This is a genomic window from Mycobacterium sp. NTMscope_MAC_269 (assembly GCF_976985695.1).
This window is the reverse complement of the sequence record NZ_OZ335668.1, coordinates 2797044-2822652: the sequence shown is the minus strand read 5'-3', so window position 1 is coordinate 2822652 and position 25609 is coordinate 2797044. Positions and strand designations below refer to the sequence as shown.

The window sequence follows — 25609 nt, the reverse complement described above, 5'->3', positions numbered from 1 at the left end:
CCTTGACCGTACCGCGCGCGAATGCGCGCCCGTCGCCGACGAGTTGGCTATGTCACAAGCGGTACGATCGGCACGCCGCGGGCGTGGCGAAATTGGCAGACGCGATGGTTTTAGGTGCCATTGCTCGAAAGAGCTTGGGGGTTCGAGTCCCCCCGCCCGCACACAGGTGAACACCCGAGCACGAAATCTTGCGCGGTGTAGGCGCCGATCTCTTCTTGCGGGGTACATGAAACCCACAGGACACAAGGGAGAACGCCATGCCCACCGGATATGAGTCATTACCGCGAGGCGAAAAGGCCTTCACCGCAGACGATGTCGCGACCGCAGAACGCCGAGCCGCCATGGCCCGCGCACGCGCCGCGCGCGCCGCGGCGCGCAGCCTCGAGCAATCCGGGGACCAATATGAGCGCGTCGGCGAGATGCAAGACCGGACCGTCGCACCGGGCATGCCTCACACGGACCTGCACCAAGCGGACCCCGCTTCCGGCGCCGGCTACTGACCGACGCCTCAGTCCTCCACGAAGCGGGCGCGAACCTCCGGGGTCGGCAGTGGACAACTGTCGTACTTGCCGAAGACCCGATAGCGGATGGCGGCGAACCCGTCGTAGAGCCAGTCGCGCAGGGGAGTCGGCACCAGGCGGGCGATCTTGAGCACCCTCCATGGACCGCCCAGGTAATCCACGACGCGCAACGCGGCCTCGGACCGGACGGCCACCCGTTCGGAGGGCTGACCCGGGTCGTCGACGAACACCACCGAGTCGACGTTGCCGATCTCCGGATGGCGCTCGATGATCGCTTTGGCGAAAACGCTCTCCAGGGCCGCAAACCGCAGGACACCGGCGGGATCGACGCGAAGTATCGTGCGCACCGCCCGGTTGCACACGCCGCAGACGCCGTCGTACAGCAGTACCGGCGCCGCTGACTCACTGCTCATAGTTCCCACGTTACTGACCGCCGCGGAAGGTGGAGAGGTACTCAGGTTGACCTATGGTAAGGCAACCCTTAGTTTGTGGGGGTAACGTACCAAGTCGTGACCGGCCGGCCAGTGATCCACGGCGGGGTGCCGCCTGGACGGGGGCGCGGCAGATGTCGAATTCACAGGTTCTGCGGCCCTCGCCGGCCGCATCGATCCGTGGCCCTAGGGCGGTGATCCCGCCGGGCCGTCAGATCGGCGAGGCCGTCGCGGCGCGGGGCGCCGCGAGAAAGGACCGCTAATGGCACGCGGATTCTCCGGTGTGATGTTGCGCAGCTTCGGCGCGCGCGACCACACCGCGACGGTGATCGAAACCGTCCGGATAGCCCCGCACTTCGTGCGCGTGCGCATGGCGTCGCCGACGCTGTTCGAAGACGTGGACGCCGAACCGGCCGCATGGCTGCGGTTCTGGTTCCCGGATCCGGACGGTTCGAAAACGGAATTCCAGCGCGCGTACACGATTTCGGAGGCCGACGTTGCCGCCGGGCGCTTCGCGGTCGACATCGTGCTGCACGATCCCGCCGGTCCGGCGTCGCAATGGGCGCGCACCGTGCAGCCCGGCGCCACCATCGCCGTCATGGCGCTCATGGGTTCGTCGCGCTTCGACATGCCCGACGAGCAGCCGGCCGGATACCTGCTCCTCGGCGACTCGGCGTCCATTCCGGGGATGAATGGGATCATCGGCGTCGTCCCCGAGGACGTCCCGATCGAGATGTACCTCGAACAGCACGACGACAACGACACACTGATCCCGATCGCGCAGCACCCCCGTCTGCGTTTACATTGGGTCGCCCGTCACGACGAGAAATCCCTTGCCGCGGCGATCGAAAGCCGAGATTGGTCCGACTGGTACGCGTGGGCGACGCCGGAGGCCACGACGCTCAAGCAGGTGCGGACCCGGCTGCGCGACGAGTTCGGCTTCCCCAAATCCGAGGTGCACGCCCAGGCCTACTGGAGCGCCGGGCGTGCCATGGGCACCCGCCGCGGCGACGAGCCCGAGGGATCTGAAAGCGTCACCCCCAGCGTCGCCCCGGAAGCGGTTGCGGTGCAACTGGAGTCGGCTCAGCAGGTTCCCGAGGCGGTGCCTGCCCCGGTGCCCCGTGGAAACTGGCGCGCCCAGGCCGCCGGCCGATTGCTCGCGCCACTACGCGGGGCGCTCATCCTGTCGGGTGTGTTGCAGGCGGTGATCACGCTGGTGCAGCTGGCGCCGTTCGTGCTGCTGGTCGAGCTGGCCCGGCTCCTGGTATCCGGGGCGCCCGCGTCCCGGCTGTGGAACGTCGGTATCGCCGCGGTGTCGCTGCTGGGCCTGGGGGCGTTGCTGGGCGCCGCCCTCACCCTGTGGCTCCACGTCGTCGACGCGCGATTCGCCCGCGATCTGCGTACGAGCTTGCTGCGCAAGCTGTCTCGGCTTCCGCTCGGCTGGTTCACCGCCCGCGGATCGGGTTCCATCAAGCAGCTGCTCCAGGACGACACGTTGTCCCTGCACTACCTGGTCACCCACGCCATCCCGGACGCGGTGGCCGCGGCCGTCGCGCCGGTTGCGGTGCTGGTCTATCTGTTCGTCGTCGACTGGCGGGTAGCGCTGGTGCTGTTCGCGCCCGTGCTGGTTTACCTGGTGCTGACGTCGGCGCTCACGATTCAGTCGGGCCCGCGCATCCCGCAGTCGCAGCGCTGGGCCGAGACGATGAGCGGTGAGGCCGGCGCCTACCTGGAGGGCCAGCCGGTGATCCGCGTCTTCGGCGGTGCCGCCGCATCGAGTTTCCGGCGCCGCCTGGACGAATACGTCGGGTTCCTGGTCGCCTGGCAGCGCCCGCTGGCCGGCAAGAAGACGTTCATGGATCTGGTCACCCGTCCCTCGACGTTCCTGTGGCTCATCGCGGTCACCGGCACCCTGCTGGTGGTCGGGGGGCGGATGGATCCGGTGAACCTGCTGCCATTCCTGTTGCTGGGCACCACCTTCGGCGCACGCCTGCTCGGGATCGCCTACGGCCTCGGCGGCATCCGCGCCGGCATGCTGGCCGCCCGGCGACTGCAGAACACGCTCGACGAACCCGAACTCGCCGTGCGCGATCACGGCGAACCAAACGGGGAGTCGGCCAAGGCGGTGGCGTTCGACAGCGTCAGCTTCGGCTACCGTCCCGGCGTTCCCGTGATCCACGACGTGTCGCTGACCTTGCGGCCCGGCACGGTCACCGCGCTGGTCGGCCCGTCGGGATCCGGCAAGTCGACGCTGGCGGCCTTGCTGGCCCGGTTCCACGACGTCGATCGGGGCTCGATACGCGTTGGGGGACAAGATATCCGGTCCATGACGGCCGACCAGCTCTACACCCAAGTCGGATTCGTGCTGCAGGAAACGCAATTGGTGCACGGCACCGTGGCGGAGAACATCGCGCTGGCCGCACCCGATGCCACGGCGGCGCAGATCGAACAGGCGGCGCGCGAGGCGCAGATCCACGACCGCATCATGCGGCTGCCGAACGGCTACGACACCATGCTGGGCGCCGGTAGCGGCCTGTCCGGCGGGGAGCGTCAACGCCTCACCATCGCCCGCGCGATCCTGGCCGACACCGGCGTTCTCATCCTCGACGAAGCCACCGCGTTCGCCGACCCGGAATCGGAATACCTTGTGCAGCAAGCGCTCAACCGCTTGACACACGACCGCACCGTGCTGGTGATCGCCCATCGGTTGCACACCGTCACCCGGGCCCACCAGATCGTCGTGCTCGATCACGGCCGCATCGTCGAACGGGGCACCCACGACGAGTTGCTGGCCGCCGACGGCCGATACCGGCGCCTGTGGGAGGGCGGCCATCGGGACCACAGTGATCAGGTGGCCGCCGGCGCGGCCGGGAAGGGCGCCCGATGATCCGCACGTGGTTGAGCCTGGTGCCGGCGGATCGCCGCAACCGGGTGATCGCCTACACGGTCCTGGCGTTGATCTCCGTGGTGGTGCGGGCGGTCGCCACCGTCCTGCTGGTTCCTTTGGTGGGCGCGTTGTTCAGCGACGCCCCGCACCGCGCGATGGTGTGGTTGGGCTGGCTGAGCGCCGCCACCGCGCTCGGCTGGGTGATCGACACCGCGACGGCGCGCATCGGCTTCAATCTGGGCTTCGCTGTGCTGGACCACAGCCAGCACGACGTGGCCGACCGACTGCCCGGCGTGCGGCTGGATTGGTTCACCGCCGAGCACACCGCGACGGCGCGGCAGGCAATCGCCGCGACCGGCCCCGAACTCGTCGGCCTCGTCGTCAACTTGCTCACGCCGCTCATCTCGGCGGTGCTGCTGCCGGCCGCCATTGCGGTGGTCCTGCTGCCGGTCTCCTGGCAACTGGGCCTCGCCGCCCTGGGCGGACTGCCGCTGATGCTGGGCGCGTTGTGGGCGTCGGCACGCCTGGCGCGTCGCGCCGATTCCACTGCCGCCGAGGCCAATAGCGCGCTCACCGAGCGGATCATCGAGTTCGCCCGCACCCAGCAGGCGTTGCGCGCCGCGCGGCGCGCCGAACCGGCCAGGAGCCTGGTCGGCGACGCGCTGGCCGCCCAGCACGGCGCGACCATGCGCCAGCTCTCCATGCAGGTCCCGGGTCAGCTGCTGTTCAGCCTGGCCAGCCAGCTGGCGCTGATCCTGCTGGCCGGGGCGACCACCGCCCTGACCGTGAACGGGACGCTGTCGGTGGCCGAGGCGATCGCGCTGATCGTCGTCATCGTGCGCTACCTCGAGCCGTTCACCACGATCAGCGAGCTGGCGCCGGCGCTGGAAAGCACCCGCGCCACGCTCGACAACATCCGCTCGGTGCTCACCGCGCCGCTGATGAGTGCCGGCGCCGGCGCCCTGGCGGGCAACGCGGCGCGCCGTATCGAGTTCGACGATGTGGTGTTCCGCTATGACGGCTCCGGTGCGCCGGTGCTCGACGGGGTGAGCTTCTCGTTGGAGGCGGGCGGCACGACGGCGATCGTCGGACCGTCCGGGTCGGGCAAGAGCACCATCCTGGCGCTGATCGCCGGACTGCACGAGCCCACCCGCGGACGGGTGCTGATCGACGGTATCGACGCGGCGACGCTGGACGCCGACGCCCGGCGCGCGGCGAGCAGCGTCGTGTTCCAGCATCCCTACCTGTTCCACGGGTCGATCCGCGACAACGTGTTCGCCGGGGATCCCGGCGCCGGCGAGGACCGGTTCGCCCGCGCAGTGGCGCTCGCCCGGGTCGACGAGCTCGTCGCACGGTTGCCCGACGGCGCCGACAGCGTCGTCGGCGAAGCCGGCTCGGCGCTCTCGGGCGGTGAACGCCAACGGGTCAGCATCGCCCGCGCGTTGCTCAAACCCGCGCCGATACTGCTGGTAGACGAGGCGACCAGCGCGCTGGACACCGAGAACGAGGCCGCGGTCGTCGACGCGCTGACCGCCGACCCGCACTCGCGCACCCAGGTGATCGTCGCGCACCGGCTGGCCAGCATCAGTCACGCCGACCGCGTCCTGTTTCTCGACGGTGGCCGGGTGGTCGAGGACGGCACGGTCGACGAATTGCTCGCTGCGGGCGGTCGTTTCGACGAATTCTGGCGGCAGCAGCACGAGGCCGCCGAATGGCGCATTCTGGCCGATTAGTTCACCGCTGTTGACCGCAACTCTTGCGGTATGCCTTACAGTTGGTCAGTCGGATCGAGCTGTCCGCGGACAGGAGGCGTGCTGGGAATGAGTGCTGTGCTGTCGTCGATACCGCGTTATCCCGGCGATGTGACCCCGGCGTGGTTGTCGGCCGCGCTCAGTGGCCGCGGCACGCCCGTCGAGGTCGCCGAGGTGGACGTGGCCGCGATCGGCACCGGACAGACCGGCGCCACCTACCGGGTGAGCGCCCGCTACGCGACGGATCCCGGTGACCTGCCGCGGACCTTCGTGATCAAACTGCCGGCCCAGGACGACACCGTGCGCGACCGGGTCGTCATCGGATACCGCAGCGAATGCGCGTTCTACTCGTCGGTCGTCGACCGGGTGCAGGTGCCGACCCCGCGGTGCTTCTACTCCGAGATCACCGAGGACGCAATGGATTTTGCCCTGTTGCTCGCCGATCAGGCGCCGGCCGTGCAGGGCGATCAGCTCATCGGCTGCGGTGAAGCCGAAGCGCGGCTTGCGGTTACCGCCCTGGCCGGCCTTCACGCGCCCAGCTGGTGTGACCCCGCCTGGCTCGATTTCCCCGGCATCGCGTTCGCTCGGCCCGACGAGGCCGGTGCGGTCGGCATGGGCGAAGTGGCGAAGATGAGCGTCGACATCACGCTGGAGAAGCTGGGCGATCGGATGAGCGCCGAGGACCGCGATACCTTCAGCGCGGCAATGGGTTTGATCACGCCGTGGCTGCTGTCCGAGTACGACCGGTTCGCCCTGCTGCACGGCGACTACCGCCTGGACAACCTGCTGTTCGACCCGGACCGGACCCGGGTCAGCGTCGTCGACTGGCAGACGCTCGGCGTCGGCCTGCCGGCCCGTGATCTCGCCTACTTCACCGCAACCAGCCTCAATTCGCAGCTGCGCGCCGACGTCGAAGAGGACCTGGTCGCCGACTACCACCGCTCACTGACGGCCGGCGGCGTCAGCGACTACGACCGCGAAACATGTTGGCGCGATTACCGGCTCGGGGTGCTGCAGGCGCCGCTGATTTCGGCGCTGGGGTTCGCGTTCGCCTCCGCGACCGAACGCGGCGACGACATGGTGCTGGCCATGCTCAGCCGCGGCTGTCAGGCGATCCGCGAGCTGGGCACGCTGGAACTGATCGGCTGAGACCTCAGAGGTCGCCGGTGAAGTCGGCGCTCAGCCAACGGTCGGGCCGGATGGTGAACAGCACTTCCTCGACGCCTTCCATGCTGGCCACGAACGCCTGCCCGCCTTCCTCGCCGAGGTAGCGAACGGCGATGGCTTCTTGCAGATCGGTCGGCGCCGGTTTGGTGGTCTCGACCACCGCGCCCTCGACCACCACGTACTGGTACGGCGGCTCCTCGCGCTGGACGACCAGCGTCACCACCCCGGCCCGTTCGATGAGCCGAGCCTTGCGGCTGGACGCGCCCGTCATGATCCGGACGTTGCCGCCCGGCGTGTAGTCGTACCAGATCGGGACGCTGGCCGGCGGGCGGCCGTCGGTGGCCGCGACGGACAGGACGCCGACGTGCTTGGCGGCCAGGAACTCCTGACGTTCGGTCTCGGTGAAGGCTTTCATGTGGCCTGAAAGCGAGGATGCGGGCGATCTATTCCCGCCGCGCCGGTCTCAGTACTGCGTCGAGCCCTGATCGACCGGGATCTGCGCGGCGGTGACCTTGCGGGACTCGTCGCTGGCCAGCCAGCACACGGTGTCGGCGATCTCCTCCGGCTCGGCGACCCAGTCGGGCAGGAACGGTGTGAGGACGTGGGAGAGCTGCGGATTGGTCTCCATCGTCTTGCCCACCGCTGTGACCATGTCGCCCGACCCCATCGGCGTGTTCACCGGCCCGGGATGGACACTGTTCACCCTGATCGAATGCTTACCCAACTCGGCGGCGAAGGCCCGCGCCAGACCGGTGACGGCGTGCTTGCTGGCGGTGTAGTGAATCATGAACGGCTGCATCTTCATACCGGCCGCGGAACTGATCAGGATGATGGAGCCGCCGCGGCCGCCCTCGATGATCTTGTCCGCACCGGCCATCACGGTGTTCCACGTGCCCGTCACGTTGATGTCCATGACGTCGCGGAAGTCTTCCGGCGTGATGGTGTCCCAGGCCTGGGGCGCAGCAACGCCGGCGTTGGCGACGATGATGTCCAGGCGCCCCAGCGCGGCGACGCCGTCCGCGACGACCTTGCGGAGTCCGTCGAAGTCACGCGTGTCCACTACCGAGGCGATGATGCGGCTGTTCGACTCTTCGACCAGGCGCACGGTTTCGCTCAGGTCGTCCGGACTCGCCGGGTCGTAGGGAACGCACGACGGAAGCTTGCCGGCGATGTCGACGGCGATGATGTCCGCACCCTCGGAGGCCATGCGCACCGCATGCGCCCGGCCCTGGCCGCGTGCCGCACCGGTAATCAATGCCACTTTTCCGGCAAGCTTGCCTGCCATTAACGCTCCTTCGTTGTGGTAACCCGCCCGGCCGCCTTGACCAGATTCGAGCCGATGATGAGACGCTGAATCTCGCTGGTGCCCTCGTAGAGCCGCAGCAGGCGCACGTCACGGTAGATGCGTTCGACCGGAACGCCACGCATGTAGCCGCTGCCGCCGTGGATCTGCACCGCGAGATCCGCGACACTGCCGGCCATTTCGGTGCAGAACAGCTTGGCCGCCGACGGCGCGATCCTGCGGTCCTGATCGGTGACCCACAGCCGCGCGGCGTCGCGCACCAGCGCCCGCCCGGCCATCACGCCGGCCTGCTGGTCGGCGAGCATCGCCTGCACCAACTGGAAGCTTCCGATTGCCGCCCCGCCCTGCGTCGCGGTGGCGGCATACGCGACGGATTCGTCGAGCGCGCGTTGGGCGGCGCCCACGGCGAGGGCGGCGATGTGCACTCGCCCGCGGGCCAGCGAGGTCATCGCCGCCCGATATCCGATGTCTTCGCTGCCGCCGATCAGCGCGCCGTTGTCCACCCGGACGTCGTCGAAGGCGACGTCGGCGGTCCACGCGCCTTCCTGGCCCATCTTGGCGTCCTTGGTGCCCACCTGCACGCCGGCGGCATCGGCGGGAACCAAGAAGACCGCGATCCCCGGTCCCTGGTCGTCGGCCGGCCGGGTGCGGGCGAAGACCACGAAAAGGTTGGCGACCGGCGCATTGGTGATGAAGCGCTTCTGCCCGGAGATCACCCAATTATCGCCGTCGCGAACGGCTTTGGTGCGCAGGCCGGCAGGGTTCGATCCGGCGCCGGGTTCGGTCAGTGCGAAGGAGGCGACCACCTCGCCGGACGCGATCGACTCCAGCCAGCGCGACTTCTGTTCGTCGGTGCCGAACCCGACCAGAACCTGCCCGGCGATGCCGTTGTTGGTGCCGAACATCGACCGCAGCGCCAGTGAGGTGTAACCCAGCTCCATCGCCAGCTCGACGTCCTGCATCAGGTTGAGGCCAAGACCGCCCCACTCCTGGGGGATCGCGTAACCGAACAGCCCCATCCTCTTGGCCTCGTCGCGCAGGTCGTCGGGGACGCGATCGTCGTCGAGGATCTCCTGCTCGCGCGGGACGACCGCGCTGCGGACGAATTGCCTTGTCTGAGCCAGGATCTCGCGAAAGTCCTCGTCGGAGACTTCGGCGAATTCGGCGGCGGCCATCGGCTCCACGCTCCTCTCCCGATCCGGGGCACCCCGGTTCAGGGAAGGATCCTATATCAAATATGATATTTGCCTGGTGGGTGCCCGATGGTGGCGATAACAGAGAAGGATGTGTGATCGGAGTGTCGTTGTTGGCAGGTCAGACCGCAGTAATCACAGGCGGAGCGCAAGGACTGGGTCTGGCCATCGCGGAGCGCTTTGTCGCCGAGGGAGCGCGGGTGGTGCTCGGCGACGTCAATCTCGAGGAGACCCAGGTGGCGGCCAAGCAGCTGGGCGGCGACGACGTCGCGGTCGCGGTCCGCTGCGATGTCACGCAGTCATCCGACGTCGAGACGCTGATACAGACCGCGATCGAGCGGTTCGGCGGCCTGGACATCATGGTCAACAACGCCGGGATCACCCGGGATGCGACGATGCGCAAGATGACCGAGGAGCAGTTCGATCAGGTCATCAATGTCCACCTGAAGGGGACCTGGAACGGCACCCGGCTGGCCGCCGCCATCATGCGGGAAAACAAGCGCGGCGCGATCATCAACATGTCCTCGGTGTCCGGCAAGGTCGGCATGGTCGGCCAGACCAACTATTCGGCGGCCAAGGCCGGCATCGTCGGCATGACCAAGGCGGCCGCCAAGGAGCTGGCGTATCTGGGCGTGCGGGTCAACGCGATCGCGCCCGGCTTGATTCGATCGGCCATGACGGAGGCCATGCCGCAGCGCATTTGGGATTCGAAGGTGGCCGAGGTGCCGATGGGCCGCGCCGGTGAACCCAGCGAAGTCGCCAGCGTGGCGCTGTTCCTGGCGTCTGATCTGTCGTCGTATATGACCGGCACCGTCATGGAAATCACCGGCGGCCGACACCTGTGAGCACTCGCGCGAGCAGACGCAGAATCGCACAATCCGCACGGCATCAATGCGATTTTGCGTCTGCTCGCCACCAAGACAGGAGTCACAATGCGTGAAGCCGTCATCTGTGAGCCGGTGCGGACTCCGATCGGCCGCTACGGCGGAATGTTCAAGGCGCTCAGCGCCGTCGATCTTGGTGTCACCGCCCTGAAGGGTCTGCTCGAGCGAACGGGGCTGGCGACCGACGCCGTGCAAGACGTGATCCTCGGCCACTGCTATCCCAACAGCGATGCGCCGGCGATCGGGCGCGTGGTGGCGCTGGATTCCGGTCTGCCCGTGACGGTTCCGGGCATGCAGGTCGACCGGCGCTGCGGTTCGGGTCTGCAAGCGGTGATCCAGGCGTGCCTGCAGGTGGGCCACGGTGACCACGATCTCGTCGTCGCCGGAGGCTGCGAAAGCATGAGCAACGTCGCCTTCTATTCCACCGATATGCGGTGGGGCGGCGCCCGCGGTGGTGTCCGGGTGCACGACGGTCTGGCGCGCGGCCGCACGACCGCCGGCGGACAGCACTACCCGGTGCCGGGCGGAATGCTGGAAACGGCCGAGAATTTACGCCGCCAGTACGGGATTTCACGCCAGGAACAAGACGCGCTTGCGGTGCGGTCGCATCAGCGCGCGGTGGCGGCACAGAAAGACGGTGTCCTCGCCTCGGAAATAGTTCCAGTGGTCGTTCCCGCCCGACAGGGTGACGAAGTCATCGACACCGATGAGCACCCGCGCGCGGACACGTCGTTGAACTCGCTGGGCAAGCTCAAACCCGTTCTGCTGAAGGAGGACCCGGAGGCAACGGTGACGGCCGGCAACTCCAGCGGCCAGAACGACGCCGCCTCGATGTGCGTGGTGACCACACCGGAGAAGGCCGATGCGTACGGCCTGACGCCGCTGGTGCGCCTGGTGTCCTGGGGTGTGGCGGGGGTCGCGCCCAACATCATGGGCATCGGGCCGGTCCCCGCGACGGAGGTGGCGCTGGCCAAGGCGGGCCTGCAGTTGTCCGACATCGACCTCGTCGAGCTCAACGAAGCCTTTGCCGCGCAAGCGCTTGCCGTGATGCGGGAATGGAATTTCGGTGCGGCCGACCAGGAGCGGACCAATGTGCACGGTTCGGGCATCTCGCTGGGCCACCCGGTCGGCGCGACGGGCGGACGGATGCTGGCCACGCTGGCGCGCGAGCTCAACCGCCGGCAGGCGCGCTACGGGCTGGAGACCATGTGCATCGGTGGCGGCCAGGGACTCGCCGCCGTCTTCGAACGGGTCGCATCGAGATGACCGAACCCGGGTTGCCCCTGAACGGCCTCACCGTCGTCGAAGTGTCCAGCTTCGTCGCCGCGCCCCTGTGTGGCATGACGCTGAATCAACTTGGCGCAGAGGTGATTCGGATCGACCCGATCGGCGGTGCGTCCGATGTGCGGCGCTGGCCGCTGACGGCGGACGGTACGTCGATCTATTGGACCGGCCTGAACAAGGGAAAGCGTTCGGCCACCATCGATCTGCGCTCCGCCGACGGCCAGGCATTGGTGCAGCGGCTGATCGTCGAGGGCGACGGCATCGTCGTCACCAACGCCGCGGGGCTGTCCTGGCTGAGTCACGACGTCTTGGCGGCCGAGCGTCCCGACGTCATCCACGTCCAATTGCTCGGGCGCGGTGACGGTTCCACCGGCGTGGATTACACGGTCAACGCCGGCCTCGGCTATCCGCTTGTCACGGGTCCGGCAGATCATGCCGGTCCGATCAATCACGTCTTGCCGGCCTGGGATGTGTGCTGCGGACTGTACGCCGCGCTGTCCGTCGTCACCGCCGTCCGCCACCGAGAACAGACCGGGGCGGGGAAGCGGATCACCCTGGCGCTGGAGGACGTCGCGCTGGCCACCGCCGCCAACCTGGGGCTGCTCACCGAGCCGCAGGTCAATGGGACGCAGCGCGAACGGCTGGGCAACGCCATCTATGGCCAGTACGGGCAGGACTTCACCAGTCGCGACGGCGCCCGGTTCATGGTCGTCACCCTCACCAAGCGACACTTTCGCGATCTGGTCGAGGTCACCGGCACCCATGCCGCGGTGTCGGCACTCGCCGAGGCGCTCGGAGTGGACTTCGGGTCCGAAGGCGACCGGTACCGGTACCAGGACGTGCTGTCCGGGCTGTTCGCCACCTGGTTCAGCGACCACAACGCCGACGAGGTCACCGCCGCGCTGTCGAGTACCACGGTGCTTTTCGAGCGGTACCGAACCTTCGCCGAGGTGGCGGCGGGACCGAAAGTCACTGACAACCCGCTGTTTTCGCGATTGCAACAGCCGGGCCTGGGTGACTACTTCGCGCCCGGCCTGCCGGCCGCGTTCGACGGCGCCCATCCCGCCAGCGCTCCCGCGCCCGCCTTGGGACAGGACACCGCCGATGTCCTTCAGCGGCTGTTAGGGCTCACCGCCGCCGAGGTCGAGCGCCTGGCGAACGCCAAGACCATCGCGGGCTGAGCAGCCGGAAGGAGCCACAGCACATGACCAGACTCGCCCAGACGCTCGGCTTGACCGAGGTCCAGACCGAGATCATCGCCACCGTACGGCAATTCGTCGACAAGGAAGTCATCCCCAACGCGGTCGAATTGGAACGCGCCGACACCTACCCGCAGGCCATCGTCGACCAGCTGCGTGACATGGGTCTGTTCGGACTGATGATTCCCGAGGAGTACGGCGGCCTGGGGGAATCGCTACTGACCTACGCCCTGTGCGTCGAAGAGCTTGCGCGCGGGTGGATGAGCGTGTCCGGGGTGCTCAACACCCATTTCATCGTGGCGTACATGCTGCGCCAGCACGGCACCGACGAACAGAAGCAACGCTTCCTGCCGCGCATGTCGACCGGCGAGACGCGCGGCGCCTTCTCGATGTCGGAACCCGAGCTGGGCTCCGACGTCGCCGCGATCCGCACCCGGGCCCGACGCAACGACGACGGCACCTACGCCATCGACGGCCAGAAGATGTGGGTGACCAACGGCGCCACCTCGACGCTGGTGGCGGTGCTGGTGCGCACGGACGAGGGCTCGGACAAGCCGCACCGCAACCTGACCGCGTTCCTGGTCGAGAAGCCGGTCGGATTCGGCGAAGTCGTTGCTGGCCTGCGCATTCCGGGCAAGATCGACAAGCTGGGCTACAAGGGAATCGAAACCACCGAGATGATTTTCGACGGCTATCGGGCCAGTGTCGATGACGTTCTCGGCGGGGCCACGGGGCAGGGCTTCTTCCAGATGATGGACGGCATCGAGGTCGGCCGGGTCAACGTGTCGGCGCGCGCATGCGGGGTCGGGATTCGCGCTTTCGAGCTCGCGGTGCGCTACGCACAACAACGCGAGACCTTCGGCAAGCCGATCGCCGAGCACCAGGCCATCGCCTTTCAACTGGCCGAGATGGCTACCAAAGTCGAAGCCGCACACCTGATGATGGTGAATGCGGCACGGCTGAAGGACTCGGGGGAGCGCAACGACGTCGCGGCCGGGATGGCCAAGTACCTATGCAGCGAGTACTGCGCCGAGGTCACCCAGCAGAGCTTCCGGATTCACGGCGGCTACGGCTATTCCAAGGAATACGAGATCGAGCGGCTGATGCGTGATGCGCCGTTCCTGCTCATTGGCGAGGGAACCAGCGAGATCCAGAAGAACATCATCAGCAAGCGACTGCTCGCCGAGTACCGGGTGTGAAACGATGAGCATTCCGGATTTCGCTGCGCGGCCTCAACTTTCCGAGGACGTTGCCCGCTTGATCCGCAGCAGGATCTTCGACGGCACCTACGCCGCCGGGTCCTACGTCCGGCTCGATCAGCTGGCCGCGGAGCTGGGCATCAGCGTCACCCCGGTGCGCGAGGCGCTGTTCGCGTTGCGCGCCGAAGGCTTGATCGCCCAACAGCCGCGCCGGGGTTTCGTGGTGTTGCCGGTCACCGGCCGCGATGTCACCGACGTGGCGAACGTGCAGGCGCACGTGGGCGGTGAGCTGGCCGCGCGGGCCGCGATCAACATCACCGACGATCAACTGCGCGAGCTCAAAGAGATCCAGGCGCAGTTGGAAGATGCGTATGCCGGTGATGAGCACGAGCACACCGTCGGCCTGAACCACGAATTTCATCGGGCCATCAACATTGCCGCCGATTCGCCGAAGCTGGCGCAGCTGATGTCCCAGATCACCCGCTATGCCCCCGAATCGGTTTTTCCGGCGATCGAGGGCTGGCCCGAACAGTCGATGAAAGACCATCGGCGGATCTTGTCCGCGCTGAAAAAGCGCGACGGCAAGCTGGCGCGCGAGGCGATGTCGGAGCACCTCGCCGCCGGTGCGATTCCGTTGATCGATCACCTCATCGCGCACGGTGTGGTGGTGGAGGAATAGCCGCCACCAACCCTTGTCGCACGGCCGGGCCGGGCCTACGCTGCGATCAGGGTGGGCAACGAACGGAGAGACAAGATGCCCGCAAAGCTTCGCGCATCGGCCCTATTCGTTGCAACGCTGACAGGCCTCGCCCTCGCGGCGCCGGCCCGCGCCGACCAGGTCGACCCGATCCCCGGTAACGGTATTTTTGTCGTGGGGCCCGACATCGCGCCCGGCCTCTACCACACGGGTGGCTCGGGGTCGGCCTTCGGTGTGTGGATCAACAATGTGCCGACCCAGGACTCGATGTGCTCGTGGTTCACCTACAGCACCCCTGACGCGAACAAGGACCATGTGCTGCAGACGAATACCTCGATCGGCCCGATGTACGCGAACATCAACTCCGCGGTCAAGGCCTTCGAGTCGCAAAACTGCCAGCCCTGGACGCGGGTCCCCTAGGACCGGCTAGCGGCGACCAACATCTCCCGCAGCCGGCGGGCGTCGATCTTGCCGGTGCCGCCGCGCGGCACGTCGTCGTCGCAGTCCAGCAGCAGCCACACCGTGGGTACCTTGAAGGCGCTCAGCACTTTTCGCGCCGACGCGTGAAGCCGCTCGGGGGTGAGAGCGTCGTCGCACACTACCGCCGCGCCGACCCGTTCGCCCCCGGGGCCGGGCACGTTGGTGACGAAGGCGTTGTCCACGCCGTCGATGGTGCGCAGCGCGCGCTCGACCTCGCTGGGGTAGACGGTCGCACCGCTGACTTTGAACATGTCGTCGGATCGCCCGTGGTAGAACAGGAATCCCTGGTCGTCGAGATGGCCGAGGTCGCCGGTCGGATAGAAGCCGTCCGCGGTGAAGAGCTCTTCACGGCGGCGGCCGCAGATGCCTCGCAGCGTGTGCGGTCCGCGGATCTGGATCATGCCGGCGGTCCCGGTCGCGGCGGGCTCACCGCTTTGGGGATCGACGATGCGAACTTCCATGCCCGCAAACGGCTTTCCGCAGCTGCCCCACGCCGTCGCGGGCATGTCCGCGTCGGCGGGGTAGCCGCAATACGGCCCGAACGCCTCGGTCATGCCGAACAGCGTCGCACGAGCCCCGGGCTGGGAGCGCTGCTCGGGCGGCAACAGGGCTTCGAGGCTGCCGGGTCGCAGCGCCGAGAGATCGACGCCGACCGAGTCGGCGTGCCGCGCCAGCGCCTCGGCCTGGTCGGGCCAGCCGCGAAACAGGGTGACCCGTTCGCGCTCCAGCAGTCGCAGGGTGGTTTCGGGCCGGGGGATTTCCTCGGTCACCAGGGTGGCGCCGGCCAGCAGGGCGGACAAGATCCCGCTACCGAACCCACCCACCCAGAAGAACGGCATCGGTAGGTACAGGCGGGTTTCGGCGGTGATGCAGCGTGCCGCCAGCCCCGACTGCACGGCGCCCAGCGCGTTGCCATGGGAGTGCACGACTCCCTTGGGTAATCCGCTGCTGCCCGACGTGAACATGATGACCAGCGGGTCGGCGGGAGTGACCGTCTCGGTCATCGCGTCGATGATCCGGCGGGCCCGCTCGCTTCGTTCGGCGTTGTCGAGCTGATCGGCCCGCCAAACCTGTTGCAACGCCGGAAGTTCGGATTTCGCCACCGTCTGCAGGTCGTCGAGATAGCGATGCCCGCGGAATTCCTCGACGCTCACCAGGAACTGAACGGCGGCGACCCGCAGTTGATCGGCGAGTTCGCCGGCCTGCAGCAGGGTGCTCAGCGGCACCAGGACGGCGCCGATGCGGGTGAGCGCGATGGCGATCTGTACCCAGCGGGTGCCGTTGGGCATGATCAACCCGACCCGGCTGCCCTTGCCGACACCGGCCTCGACGAACGCCGCGGCCAAATCGCGTGTGGTGATGTCGAGTTCGCGGTAGCTGATCCGCGACGTGGGATCGATCACCATCGACGTGTCCGCGTCGTGCTGGGCGCGAAGCCTTACCAGTTGGTCGATGGTGCTAGGCATCGAAGAGCTTTCTCAGGCGCCGCATGTCGACCTTGCCGCTGGACAACAGCGGCAGGTCGGTGCGGGGCAGGGCGAGAAACCGTTTGGGAATCTTGTACGACGACAGCTCCCCTTTGAGTTTTTCCCGCAGGGCCGATTCGTCGAAATCCGGCTGGACGACCACGGCCGCGACCAGTTCTCCCCGTTGGGTATCGGGGACGCCCATCACGTACGCCTCGGCGCCCGTGACCCGGGTGATGGCCTGCCCGACCTCGGCGGCCGAGACGTTGGCGCCCGCGGTCTTGATCATGGCGCTGAGCCGGCCGACGAAATAGACGAATCCGTCGGCGTCGGTGCGCACCAAATCGCCGGTGTGAAACCAGCCGTCGGCGTCGAAGCACTCCTCGCGAGTGCGCTTGTAATAGCCCTGCATCACGTACGGCCCCCGGATGCAGAGTTCACCCACTCCGGAGTCGTCCGGATCCGCGATCATCGTCTCGAAGCCGGGCGCGGGCTTACCGAACGATCCCCGCCGCGTTTCGGGTTGATCGGATTCGTCCCCGCTGATCAAGACGACGCTGCCGGCCTCGGTCATCCCGAGCATGTTGTGCCGCAGCTCCGGGTCGGCCGGCCTGGTGTCGGGGGCCATGATCGGGTAGAGGTTGCCGCGCCGCATCGATGACAGATCACGCTCGGGGTAGCTGGGGTGGTCGGCGAGGTGAGCGATCCCGGCCGCGAAACCGTTGGTCATGGTCGGCCTTTCGGCCTCCAACAGGTCGAGCGTGGCCGCCGCGTCCACGGCGTTGGAGCAGACCAGGGTCGATCCGGCCATCAAGGTGGCCAGCAGGCCGAAGGCGAACCCGCCGATCCAGAAGAACGGCGAATTGCAGAACAGCTTGTCCGAAGCGGTCAAGCCGCGGATCGTGTTGAGGTTTCTTTGGTGGCCGAGCAGTGCGGCGTGCGTGTGCACGACGCCTTTGGGGGCACTGGTTGATCCGGACGTATAGACGATCGCCAGCGGATCGCAGTCGTAGACAGCGTCTTCGGCCGCCCGCAACAGCGCCGGATCGACGGCGCCGGCCAGCGCGCACACCGTCTCGTGAGCGAACGCCACGCGGCGCAGTTGCGGTACCGCGGGGCACAACACGCGATCGCCGGAATCGACGTCGACCCCCGGAAGAACTTCGGACAGTCGCCGGGCATAGTCATGAGACCGAAAAGACCTGACGCTCAACAGGATTTCGACATCGCTGTCGACGAGTTGTTCGCCCAGTTCTCGAGCCGTGACGAAGGTGGAGAACGGGACCACCACAGCACCGATTCGCGCCGCCGCCAGCATACCGACGACGAAGTCGGGCCCGTTCGGATGCAGCAGTCCCACATGGGTTCCCTTGCCGGCGCCGAGGGCCATCAGACCGCGGGCGAGCTCGGCCGACCGGCGGTCGGCTTCGACGTATCCGATGCGGTCGCCGTCGCAGACCAGGAGCGGGTGATCCCCGCGCGAACGCGCTTGGTGTCGCAACGTCGCGGCGACCGTCAAAGGATCAGCGCGCATGGTTGCGCGGCGCCGCGGGCTCGCGGAAGTGGTCCCGGATCGCGCCGAGGTCGGCCTTGCCCGACGGTGTTCGCGGAATGGTGTCGACGATCGCGATCTCGGTCGGAATCTCATACCGCGCCAAGCGCTCTCGTAGATGCTCCACAAGCGCGTCGGCATCGGCGGCACCAGGCTCGCGCAGTTCGACCATCGCCACCGGCGTCTCACCGAGCCGCTCGTCGGGCCGGGCGATCACCGCCGCGCCCGCCACCGCGGGGTGGCTCTCCAGCGCCGTGCGGACGTCGTCGGGCATCACCTTGAAGCCGCCGCGGATGATCGCCTGGTCGGCGCGGCCGACGATCCAGAGGAACCCGTCGGCGTCGATGCGTGCCATGTCCGTGGTCCGCATCCACTGCGCGGCGGGCCCCAGTTGCCCCGGTTTGACCTCCAGCAGGCCGACGTCATCTGGGCCCAGCGGTGTTCCGTCGTCGGCGACCACCCTGAGCTGAGCGCCCGGATTGGCCCGGCCGACGCTGCCTCGTTTGGCCTGCCAGTATTGCTGATAGTCGGGAAGGGTCCAGCCCGCCACCCCGCCCCCGAATTCGGTTGCCGCATAGGACGTCAGCACCGGGATGCCGTACTTGTCGGTGAAGGCGTCGGCGTCGTCGGCCGACAGCGGCGCCGTGCCGCAGGTGACGGCCCGGACGCTGTCCAGGTCGGCTCGCGGCACGTCGGAGTGTAAGACGGTGCGCAGGGCCGCCGGCACCAGCGAGACGGCGCGGGGCCGGTGCTTGCGTACCGCCTCGGCCCAGGCGTTGAGCTCGAATCGCTCCAACAGCACGAACGGTCTGGCCTCGGCGATGCATTGCAGCACGCGGAACACCCCGCCGATGTGCACCAGCGGCGAGTTCACGATCGCGACGCCACGCCGCAGCTCGGTCGGCGCCGGGGCACGGGCGGGTTCGGTGCCCATCACGCTGCGCGCCAACATGTCGTAGCTCAGGTCGATTCGCTTGGGTGGGCCCGTTGTGCCGCTGGTCAACATGCGCACCGCGACACCGCTCGGCGGACCGGGCGCCGCGCCGGGTTGGCCGGACACGTCGACGTCGTCGGACGGCCCCGCAATCGCGACCGTCGGGGTGCCCGACGTCACCAGCGCCGTCAGATCCTCGCGCTCGCCGACGATCAGGGGAAGCCGCAGTCGCGCGATGTCGGCCTTGGTGCGCTCGTCGCCGCGCGCGGGGTTGATGACCACGACGGTTCCGCCGCCCAACAGCACACCCAGAAAGGCCGCCACGTGCCCCGGCCGGTTGCGCAGCAGCATCCCGACTTCGCCGCCGGCGGATAGTCCGGCGATGCGCTGCGCCAACGTGCCGACCTGGGCCCACGAGATCCATTGGCCGCCATACTCGATGGCGGGTGAGTCGGGCTCGAGGCCGAGCACGTCGGCGATGCGCCGGCTGAGCGGGTGACGCGGCATCAGCGGATCTTCGGCGTGCGCGTGGTGGGCCGGTCGCCGGAATTCGTCTGCGCGGCCAGTTCCGCGGTGCCCAGCGGGTTTCCCAGCCGGGTGTAGATGAGGTTCTGTTCCAGCGCGGCGCGATACGGCTTGTCCAGCGATTCCCAAATCGCTTTCACCGTGCCCTGCGTCGCCGTCGGTGGCTTGGCGGCGATCGTCGCCGCGATCTCGTGCGCGCGGTCCCAGAGCCGATCGGCCGAGACGACCTCGGACACCAATCCGATGCGCAGCGCGGTGTCGGCGCCGACCCGCTCGTCGTTGCCCATCAGCGCGATACGCAGCGTCTCGCCGAGACCGACGCGGCGCATCAGGCCGATCGGTTCCAGCGCGCAGACCAGACCGGCCGACACGTGGGAGTCGAAGAACGTGGCGTCTTGCGAGCAGATCACCACGTCGGATTCGTTGATGAAGTAAAACGCGCCGGCGGTGCACATGCCCTGGACCGCACAGACCACCGGCTTCCACATCTTCTGCCATTTGGGACTCAGGGCTTCGCCGGGATCTTCGTGGTTCCAGATGTTTTCGGGTTGCCCGTAGGGCGTCTTGATGTCCAGTCCCGCGCTGAACGCCCGGTCGCCGGCGGCCCGCAGCACCACCGCGTGCACCGACTCGTCGAGCTTGACCGCGCGCCAGGCGCGGGCCATCTCCTCGCACATGGTGCGATTGAACGCGTTCAGCTGCTCGGGCCGGTTCAGCGTGATGGTGGCGACGTGGTCGGTGGGGTCGACCTCGAGCAGGATCGTTTCGAACGTCATCGGCACTGCCAATTCGGTTTGCGTTTCTCGACGAACGCCTTGGGTCCTTCGGCCGCGTCCTCGGTGCGCAGCACCCGCTCGCGGAAGGTTTCGGCGAGGATCTCCGCCTCGTGCAGCGGCACATTCAGGCCCTTGAGGATGGCCAGCCGGGTGCCCCGGACGGCCAGCGGCGCATTGGAATTGACGATGTCGGCGATCTCGTGGGCCCGGTCGAGCAGGCGGTCGTGCTCGACGACTTCGCTGATCAGTCCGAGCTCGTAGGCGCGTTCCGCGCTCATCCGCTCGTGCTTGCCCATCAGCGCCATCCGCAGGGCGATCGAGCGGGGCAGCACGCGGGACACCCGCACCAATTCGCGTCCGGCCACCAGCCCGATGCTGACGTGCGGGTCGAAAAACGTCGCCTGGTCGGAGGCGATGACGATGTCTGTCGTCGTGACCCAATCCATGCCTGCGCCACAGCAGATTCCGTTCACCGCGGTCAGCACCGGCTTGGCCGTGGTGCGAAACGGCGGCGTGCCCTCCTGCGGCGCCTCCCATTGGTCGTACGTCGAGAGGTAGGGCCGCTCGTAGATCACCTTGCCGTCTTCGGGAATCTCTTTCACGTCGGCGCCGGTGCAGAACGCGCGGCCGGTACCGGTGACGATGGTCAGCCAGACGTTGTCGTCGTTCTCGGCCTCGTCGTAGGCCGCCCGCAGCTCGGTGATCATGTGCGGGCTGAGCGCGTTGAGGGCGTCCGGGCGGTTCAGGGTGATGGTCGCGGTGTGGCCGTCGACCTCGTATTTGATCGTGTCGAACGAATCAGTGGGCATCAGTCATTCCTTCGTCTAGCGCTGCGTGTGAACGTCGAGCGTGGGGCGTATGGACGAATTCGAGGCGGTTGCCGTGCGTAGGGCCCACACTCGACGCCCGAGATCTAGCGTCCACGAAAGTCCGGATCCCGCCGCTGCCGGAAGGCCTCCAGGCCCTCCTTGAAATCGCCCGTCCGGCAAGACAACTCCAGGTTGAACAACTCCTGGTTCAGCGACTGGCTCAGCGTTGCATGCTGGCCGAAGTTCAGGGCCTGCTTGGCCAGCCCGATCGCGACGGTGGGTCCGGAGGCCAGCCGGGCGACCAGCTCGTCGGCGGTGCGGTCGAGGTCGGGCCCGCTCACGGCCTGGTGAATGAGACCCCAGTCGGCCGCGTCGTTCCCACTCACCCGCTCACCGAGCAGCAGCATCCGCCTGGCCCGCGCCAGGCCGACGAGCCGTGGCGCCAGCCAGGTGGACCCCGAGTCCGGGCTGAATCCGCGGTCGAGGAATGGTTCCCAGAAGACCGCATCGCCGGCGGCCACGGTGAAGTCAGCGGCCAGCGCGAGATTGCACCCGAATCCCACGGCCCATCCCCGCACGCTGCACACCACCGGCAGCTGAATGCCGGCGACGAGTTCGATCACGCGATGAGCGGCATGGGGCACGCGGCGCACCAGATCACCGGTGCGGGGACGTTGGCCGCCGGGGTCGTTGGCGGCCACCCAATCGGAGCCGGTGCAGAAATCGTCGCCGGCTCCGCGGATGTGCACGGCGCGCAGCGAGTCGTCGGAGGCGACGGCGGTCAGCGTCTCGATCAGCGTCCCGATCATCAACGGCGTCAACGAGTTACGCCGGGATGGGCGATCGAGCGTGAGCAGTAACACCGCACCCTCTCGATGCGCTGTCACCGAACCCTCGGCTCCGGCCGCGCCGGCCCCTTGACTCACCGTCGATCCGGCCTTTCTCCGCCGTTACGGTTACCCATACAGTAGGCAATACGATTGATACGCTGTATAAGTTAGCAAGGATACGCTGCCTGCGAAACTACCCGGGTAAAAGAGGGAATCATGGCCCACGCTGGTGGCCCTGCAGAGCGCAGCGATGAAAAGGAGTGGCGGCTATGACCGCGCCGACGACGATGCAGAGCGCAGCGATGGGGAGGAGTGGCGCCTATGACCGCGCCTGAGGAATACGCCGCGCCGGCGTCGACGCATGACGACGGCGCCAGATTCGGCGAGGCGCCGCTTGCCCAGACCGTGGCCGCCGCCGCGGCCATGCGCCGCCTGAGCTCACTGCTGGTGTCGCTGGAGCATCCGCACCCGGCGGTGGACGCCATGTTGGACAAGTTCGCCGAGTGGGAGGGCGAGTTGTCGGCTGCCGCGCCGACCGACAACGCGCCGCGCATCGGCGAACTGCCCGACGATCCCCGGCGCGTCTATCTCAATCACGCCACCGACATCGGCGCCTACAACCCGTGTTTTCCCGAGTACTGGTTCACCGAATTCGATGCCGAGACGGCAACGGGAGGCGTCGAATTCCCGGTGATCTACGAAGGGCCGCCGGGACTGGTGCACGGGGGATTCCTGGGCGTCTTCTTCGACTGCGTCATCCAGCACCACAATTGCGTCACCGGCCTTTCCGGCAAAACCCGATCCTTGGCCGTGACGTTCCGCAGACCCACACCGGTGTTGACCGAACTGCAATTCGACATCGCGCGCTCGGAAAACGAACGGGGCATCACGTCGACCGCGCGACTGTTGCTCGACGATGAAGTGCTGTGTACGGGTGAGGTCAACACGTTGGCGTCACGGCCGGAGAAGCTTGCCGGATCGCGATTCGGCAGGCGCCGAAAGGAGTCCGACAAATGACCGCTTCGAGCACCTCTGATGATCGCGTGCTCTTCGACGTCGACCCCGAGCGGCGCATCGCGACGATCACGCTGAACAATCCCCAACAGCGAAACTCCTACGACGCCGCCATGCGCGAGGCCGTCGCCCGGTGCCTGGACCGGGTGGCCGAGGACGACGACCTCACGGTGGTGTTACTGCGCGGGGCCGAGGGCGTGTTTTCGACCGGAGCCGACATGAACAACGCCTACGGGTGGTACGGCGACAAGGCCAAGTCCTCCGATGACGCGGCCGCCAAACGTCGGCCGAGCCAGCGGCGCCGACTCACCGTGGACCGCAAGACTTTCGGCTTCTATCACAATTTCATGGGCTTCCCGAAGGTGACGGTGGGGGAGATCGCCGGCTACGCGCTCGGCGGCGGCTTCGAGATGGCCCTGATGACCGACATCGCGGTCATCGCGCGTGATACCAAGATCGGCATGCCGGCAACCCGCTTCCTGGGCCCCGCGTTGGGCAGCTTGCACATGTTCTTCCACCGGCTCGGGCCGGTGCTGGCCCGGCGGCTGCTGTTGACCGGTGACATCATCGAGGCGGGCGAGATCGAACACCTCGGAATCTTCACGGAGACCTGCGATCCCGGTTCGGTGACGGCCCGGGCGCGCTACTGGGCCGAGAAGGCGGCGAAGATGCCGGCCGACGGGGTCGTCATCGCCAAGGAGGCGTTCCGGCTTGTCGAGCAGAGCCAGGTGTACCAGGGTGAGGAGGTCGCCAGCTATCTGTTCCACGCCTTCGGTACCAACCTGCAGTTCGGCCCGGACGAATTCAACTTCGTCAAGACTCGAGCGCAGCACGGCGCCAGGGAAGCCTTCCGGCTACGCGACGAGCACTTCCACGTGCCCGAACCCGAGGCGTGACTAGCGTTTTCGGGTCAGGCTAGCGATTCGCCGGCGCCTTGGATCGCCCTCGCGCGGTCGACGCCTTGCGCTGGCGGCTCGCCCCCGTCTTGCCGTTGGACTTGTTGCTCTCGTCGATGAGCCTGCTCGCGTGATCGAGGATGCAGGTGAGGCCGTACTCGAAATTGGTTTCGTCCGGGGCCCCGATTCGGTGTCCGATTCGGGTGACTTGGGCAAGAAGCGGGGTCTTTTCGGGGTCGATGGCGACGGCGTCCTCGATGGCGCGGGGGCCGACGTCCGACGACTGGTTCTTTTCGTACAGCCGTTGCAACACCACCGATCCGCGGACGTGAACCGAGATCGCCGAATAGGTGTCGAATGCGTCCTCCGGCGACAGGCCGGCCTGCACCAGATTGGCCACCGCCTTTTCCATCTCCTGTGCGCCCATCCGCGCGGCTTTCGGAGACAGCGCCGCCCGAATCAGAATCAGGTCGCACAGAATTGGGTTACCCATGAACGTCTTACGCATCAGGCGCGCGTGGTTGGCCAACGTCTCGCGCCAGTCGCTGGCTTCGACATAGGGGGTGGCGAACACGTACTTGCTCAGGGCGCGGTCAGTCATCGCGTTGAGCAGGTCGTCCTTCTTGCGGAAGTACCAGTAGATGCTCGTCACACCCACGCCGAGATGTTTGCCGAGCAGCGGCATGCTCAGGTTGTCGATCGACACCTGTTCCGCGAGTTCGAATGCGCCACTGATGATGTCGTCGGGATTGATGGACCCGCGTTCGCGTCGCTGACGCTTATCGGCGGTTGCCTGTTTTGCCACTACGGGCACCTCCATCAACATCTGTTTCGTGCATGCAGTCTGCCAGCCGTGTTGCCGGTAAAGTCGAATTTACCGGCTCTTCTGTTCTGACCTGCGTATACGCTTTCGTGTCGTAATTTCCCTCTGCTACTGTAATACCTATCGTAGGCTTTTTGGTAAATCGGCTGGACAGGCGAAAATGCCCAGGTTAGAGCTACGGATTAAGCAATGGATCTAGGGCTGGCAAAGGCCACCGCGGTGGTGGTCGGCGGTAGCCGCGGTATGGGTTTGGCCACCGCGCGCTGCCTCGCCGACGAGGGTGCCCGCGTCGCAGTGGTCGGCCGTAGCCGTGACGCGCTGGACTCCGCGGTGACCGATCTCACGCAGCGGGGTAGCCCGGACGCGCTCGGGCTCGTCGCCGACATCGGGGACGACACCGCCGTCAACAACGTGTTCGGTGAGCTTTCACGACGCTGGGACGGCGAACTCAACGCTCTGGTCATCACGGTGGGGCCTGGCGCCGCGGGCACCTTCGAGGATTTGACCGATGACCACTGGCGGCAGTCGGTCGAAGACGGGGTGCTGGGCATGGTGCGCTGCGTGCGGGCCGCGCTGCCGCTGCTGCGCAAGGCGCAGTGGGCGCGGATCGTGAACTTCTCGGCGCACTCGACCCAGCGACAAAGTGTGATGCTGCCCGCGTACACGGCGGCGAAGTCGATGCTGACGAGTGTTTCAAAGAATTTGTCCCTGTTGCTGGCCAAGGACGAGATCTTGGTCAACGTGGTATCGCCGGGCAGCATCGCCTCGGAATCACTGGTGGGCTGGGCGGATTCGGTGGGTGTCGACGGCCACGATCCCTATGCCCTGATGGAGGCCATCGGCAAGCATTTCGGTCACCCCGCGCATATGCCGCGGGCCGGCCTTCCCGAAGAGATCGGCCCGGTCGCCGCGTTCCTCGCTTCGCGGCGCAACTCCTACATGACCGGAGCCAACGTCAACGTCGATGGTGGTTCAGACTTCACCTGAC

Annotated in this window: 24 protein-coding genes and 1 tRNA gene; 14 read left to right on the top strand and 11 right to left on the bottom strand. The window is 67.3% G+C overall.

The annotated features are described in order from the left end of the window. Positions 1-77: 77 nt before the first annotated feature. Both ACZ50Z_RS13050 and ACZ50Z_RS13045 read left to right on the top strand, forming a co-directional pair. Positions 78-161 (top strand) — tRNA-Leu (locus ACZ50Z_RS13050). A gap of 96 nt (positions 162-257) precedes the next feature. Beyond that, positions 258-500, top strand: a complete 243-nt coding sequence (locus tag ACZ50Z_RS13045; protein ID WP_464483930.1) for a hypothetical protein — start codon at positions 258-260, stop codon at positions 498-500. Positions 501-508: 8 nt separating this feature from the next. Here ACZ50Z_RS13045 and ACZ50Z_RS13040 read toward each other — a convergent pair whose 3' ends face one another. Then, positions 509-934: a thiol-disulfide oxidoreductase DCC family protein gene (locus ACZ50Z_RS13040; protein WP_464483929.1), complete on the bottom strand. Its 426-nt coding sequence runs from the start codon at positions 932-934 to the stop codon at positions 509-511. 280 nt (positions 935-1214) lie between these two features. On the opposite strand from ACZ50Z_RS13040, the gene ACZ50Z_RS13035 reads away from it, so the two are divergent. From ACZ50Z_RS13035 to ACZ50Z_RS13025, 3 genes are all read left to right on the top strand, one after another. Continuing rightward, positions 1215-3839 (top strand): ABC transporter ATP-binding protein/permease, encoded by a 2625-nt coding sequence (locus tag ACZ50Z_RS13035; protein WP_464483928.1) that lies wholly within the window; start codon positions 1215-1217, stop codon positions 3837-3839. After that, positions 3836-5572: an ABC transporter ATP-binding protein gene (locus tag ACZ50Z_RS13030; protein WP_464483927.1), complete on the top strand. Its 1737-nt coding sequence runs from the start codon at positions 3836-3838 to the stop codon at positions 5570-5572. Before ACZ50Z_RS13035 ends, ACZ50Z_RS13030 begins: the two co-directional genes overlap by 4 nt. An 87-nt stretch (positions 5573-5659) precedes the next feature. Beyond that, entirely contained in the window at positions 5660-6739 is a 1080-nt protein-coding gene (locus ACZ50Z_RS13025; protein ID WP_464483926.1) for a phosphotransferase family protein, read from the top strand. Positions 6740-6743: 4 nt separating this feature from the next. Here ACZ50Z_RS13025 and ACZ50Z_RS13020 read toward each other — a convergent pair whose 3' ends face one another. Genes ACZ50Z_RS13020 through ACZ50Z_RS13010 form a run of 3 tightly spaced genes read right to left on the bottom strand, consistent with a single transcriptional unit; the run spans position 6744 to position 9235 of the window. Next, the gene (locus tag ACZ50Z_RS13020) at positions 6744-7172 is read right to left on the bottom strand and encodes a pyridoxamine 5'-phosphate oxidase family protein (RefSeq protein WP_464483925.1); all 429 of its coding nucleotides are present in this window, start codon (positions 7170-7172) and stop codon (positions 6744-6746) included. A gap of 48 nt (positions 7173-7220) precedes the next feature. Then, on the bottom strand, positions 7221-8042 hold the full coding sequence (locus ACZ50Z_RS13015) for a mycofactocin-coupled SDR family oxidoreductase (protein ID WP_464483924.1): 822 nt from the start codon (positions 8040-8042) through the stop codon (positions 7221-7223). Then, complete coding sequence (locus ACZ50Z_RS13010; protein ID WP_464483923.1) at positions 8042-9235, bottom strand: acyl-CoA dehydrogenase family protein; 1194 nt, start codon at positions 9233-9235, stop codon at positions 8042-8044. The genes ACZ50Z_RS13015 and ACZ50Z_RS13010 overlap by 1 nt, the downstream gene beginning before the upstream one ends. A 113-nt stretch (positions 9236-9348) precedes the next feature. Here ACZ50Z_RS13010 and fabG point away from each other — a divergent pair, with 113 nt between their 5' ends. The 6 genes from fabG (at position 9349) to ACZ50Z_RS12980 (ending at position 14936) form a co-directional block, all read left to right on the top strand. Continuing rightward, positions 9349-10098: a 3-oxoacyl-ACP reductase FabG gene (fabG, locus tag ACZ50Z_RS13005; RefSeq protein WP_464483922.1), complete on the top strand. Its 750-nt coding sequence runs from the start codon at positions 9349-9351 to the stop codon at positions 10096-10098. Positions 10099-10185: 87 nt separating this feature from the next. After that, positions 10186-11403, top strand: coding sequence for an acetyl-CoA C-acetyltransferase (locus ACZ50Z_RS13000; RefSeq protein WP_464483921.1), 1218 nt, complete (start codon positions 10186-10188; stop codon positions 11401-11403). Beyond that, a complete protein-coding gene (locus ACZ50Z_RS12995) occupies positions 11400-12602 on the top strand; it encodes a CoA transferase (RefSeq protein WP_464483920.1) in 1203 nt (400 codons plus the stop codon). Before ACZ50Z_RS13000 ends, ACZ50Z_RS12995 begins: the two co-directional genes overlap by 4 nt. A 23-nt stretch (positions 12603-12625) precedes the next feature. Then, entirely contained in the window at positions 12626-13819 is a 1194-nt protein-coding gene (locus tag ACZ50Z_RS12990; RefSeq protein ID WP_464483919.1) for an acyl-CoA dehydrogenase family protein, read from the top strand. A 4-nt stretch (positions 13820-13823) separates the two neighbouring features. Next, positions 13824-14498, top strand: coding sequence for a GntR family transcriptional regulator (locus ACZ50Z_RS12985; RefSeq protein ID WP_464483918.1), 675 nt, complete (start codon positions 13824-13826; stop codon positions 14496-14498). 75 nt (positions 14499-14573) lie between these two features. Next, positions 14574-14936: a hypothetical protein gene (locus ACZ50Z_RS12980; protein ID WP_464483917.1), complete on the top strand. Its 363-nt coding sequence runs from the start codon at positions 14574-14576 to the stop codon at positions 14934-14936. On the opposite strand, the gene ACZ50Z_RS12975 is transcribed toward ACZ50Z_RS12980, so the two are convergent. The 6 genes from ACZ50Z_RS12975 to ACZ50Z_RS12950 all read right to left on the bottom strand — a co-directional run bounded on the left by ACZ50Z_RS12975 (position 14933) and on the right by ACZ50Z_RS12950 (position 21984). Beyond that, positions 14933-16462 (bottom strand): class I adenylate-forming enzyme family protein, encoded by a 1530-nt coding sequence (locus tag ACZ50Z_RS12975; protein ID WP_464483916.1) that lies wholly within the window; start codon positions 16460-16462, stop codon positions 14933-14935. The two genes, ACZ50Z_RS12980 and ACZ50Z_RS12975, sit on opposite strands and share 4 nt — an antisense overlap. Next, on the bottom strand, positions 16455-17996 hold the full coding sequence (locus ACZ50Z_RS12970; protein ID WP_464483915.1) for a class I adenylate-forming enzyme family protein: 1542 nt from the start codon (positions 17994-17996) through the stop codon (positions 16455-16457). The genes ACZ50Z_RS12975 and ACZ50Z_RS12970 overlap by 8 nt, the downstream gene beginning before the upstream one ends. Further along, positions 17986-19455, bottom strand: a complete 1470-nt coding sequence (locus tag ACZ50Z_RS12965) for a class I adenylate-forming enzyme family protein (protein WP_464483914.1) — start codon at positions 19453-19455, stop codon at positions 17986-17988. Before ACZ50Z_RS12965 ends, ACZ50Z_RS12970 begins: the two co-directional genes overlap by 11 nt. After that, positions 19455-20249, bottom strand: a complete 795-nt coding sequence (locus ACZ50Z_RS12960; protein ID WP_464483913.1) for an enoyl-CoA hydratase/isomerase family protein — start codon at positions 20247-20249, stop codon at positions 19455-19457. Before ACZ50Z_RS12960 ends, ACZ50Z_RS12965 begins: the two co-directional genes overlap by 1 nt. Beyond that, complete coding sequence (locus tag ACZ50Z_RS12955; protein ID WP_464483912.1) at positions 20246-21058, bottom strand: enoyl-CoA hydratase/isomerase family protein; 813 nt, start codon at positions 21056-21058, stop codon at positions 20246-20248. Before ACZ50Z_RS12955 ends, ACZ50Z_RS12960 begins: the two co-directional genes overlap by 4 nt. Positions 21059-21162: 104 nt before the next feature. Then, positions 21163-21984, bottom strand: a complete 822-nt coding sequence (locus ACZ50Z_RS12950) for an enoyl-CoA hydratase/isomerase family protein (RefSeq protein WP_464483911.1) — start codon at positions 21982-21984, stop codon at positions 21163-21165. A 225-nt stretch (positions 21985-22209) separates the two neighbouring features. Here ACZ50Z_RS12950 and ACZ50Z_RS12945 point away from each other — a divergent pair, with 225 nt between their 5' ends. Both ACZ50Z_RS12945 and ACZ50Z_RS12940 read left to right on the top strand, forming a co-directional pair. Next, entirely contained in the window at positions 22210-22905 is a 696-nt protein-coding gene (locus ACZ50Z_RS12945; protein ID WP_464483910.1) for a hotdog family protein, read from the top strand. Further along, a complete protein-coding gene (locus ACZ50Z_RS12940) occupies positions 22902-23798 on the top strand; it encodes an enoyl-CoA hydratase/isomerase family protein (protein ID WP_464483909.1) in 897 nt (298 codons plus the stop codon). The genes ACZ50Z_RS12945 and ACZ50Z_RS12940 overlap by 4 nt, the downstream gene beginning before the upstream one ends. 19 nt (positions 23799-23817) lie before the next feature. Here the strand turns inward: ACZ50Z_RS12940 and ACZ50Z_RS12935 are convergent, their stop codons facing one another. After that, positions 23818-24618, bottom strand: a complete 801-nt coding sequence (locus tag ACZ50Z_RS12935; RefSeq protein ID WP_464483908.1) for a TetR/AcrR family transcriptional regulator — start codon at positions 24616-24618, stop codon at positions 23818-23820. 192 nt (positions 24619-24810) lie between these two features. On the opposite strand from ACZ50Z_RS12935, the gene ACZ50Z_RS12930 reads away from it, so the two are divergent. Beyond that, positions 24811-25608 carry an SDR family NAD(P)-dependent oxidoreductase gene (locus tag ACZ50Z_RS12930; RefSeq protein WP_464483907.1) on the top strand — a complete coding sequence of 266 codons (798 nt, stop codon included), beginning with the start codon at positions 24811-24813 and terminating at the stop codon, positions 25606-25608. Position 25609: the final 1 nt, after the last annotated feature.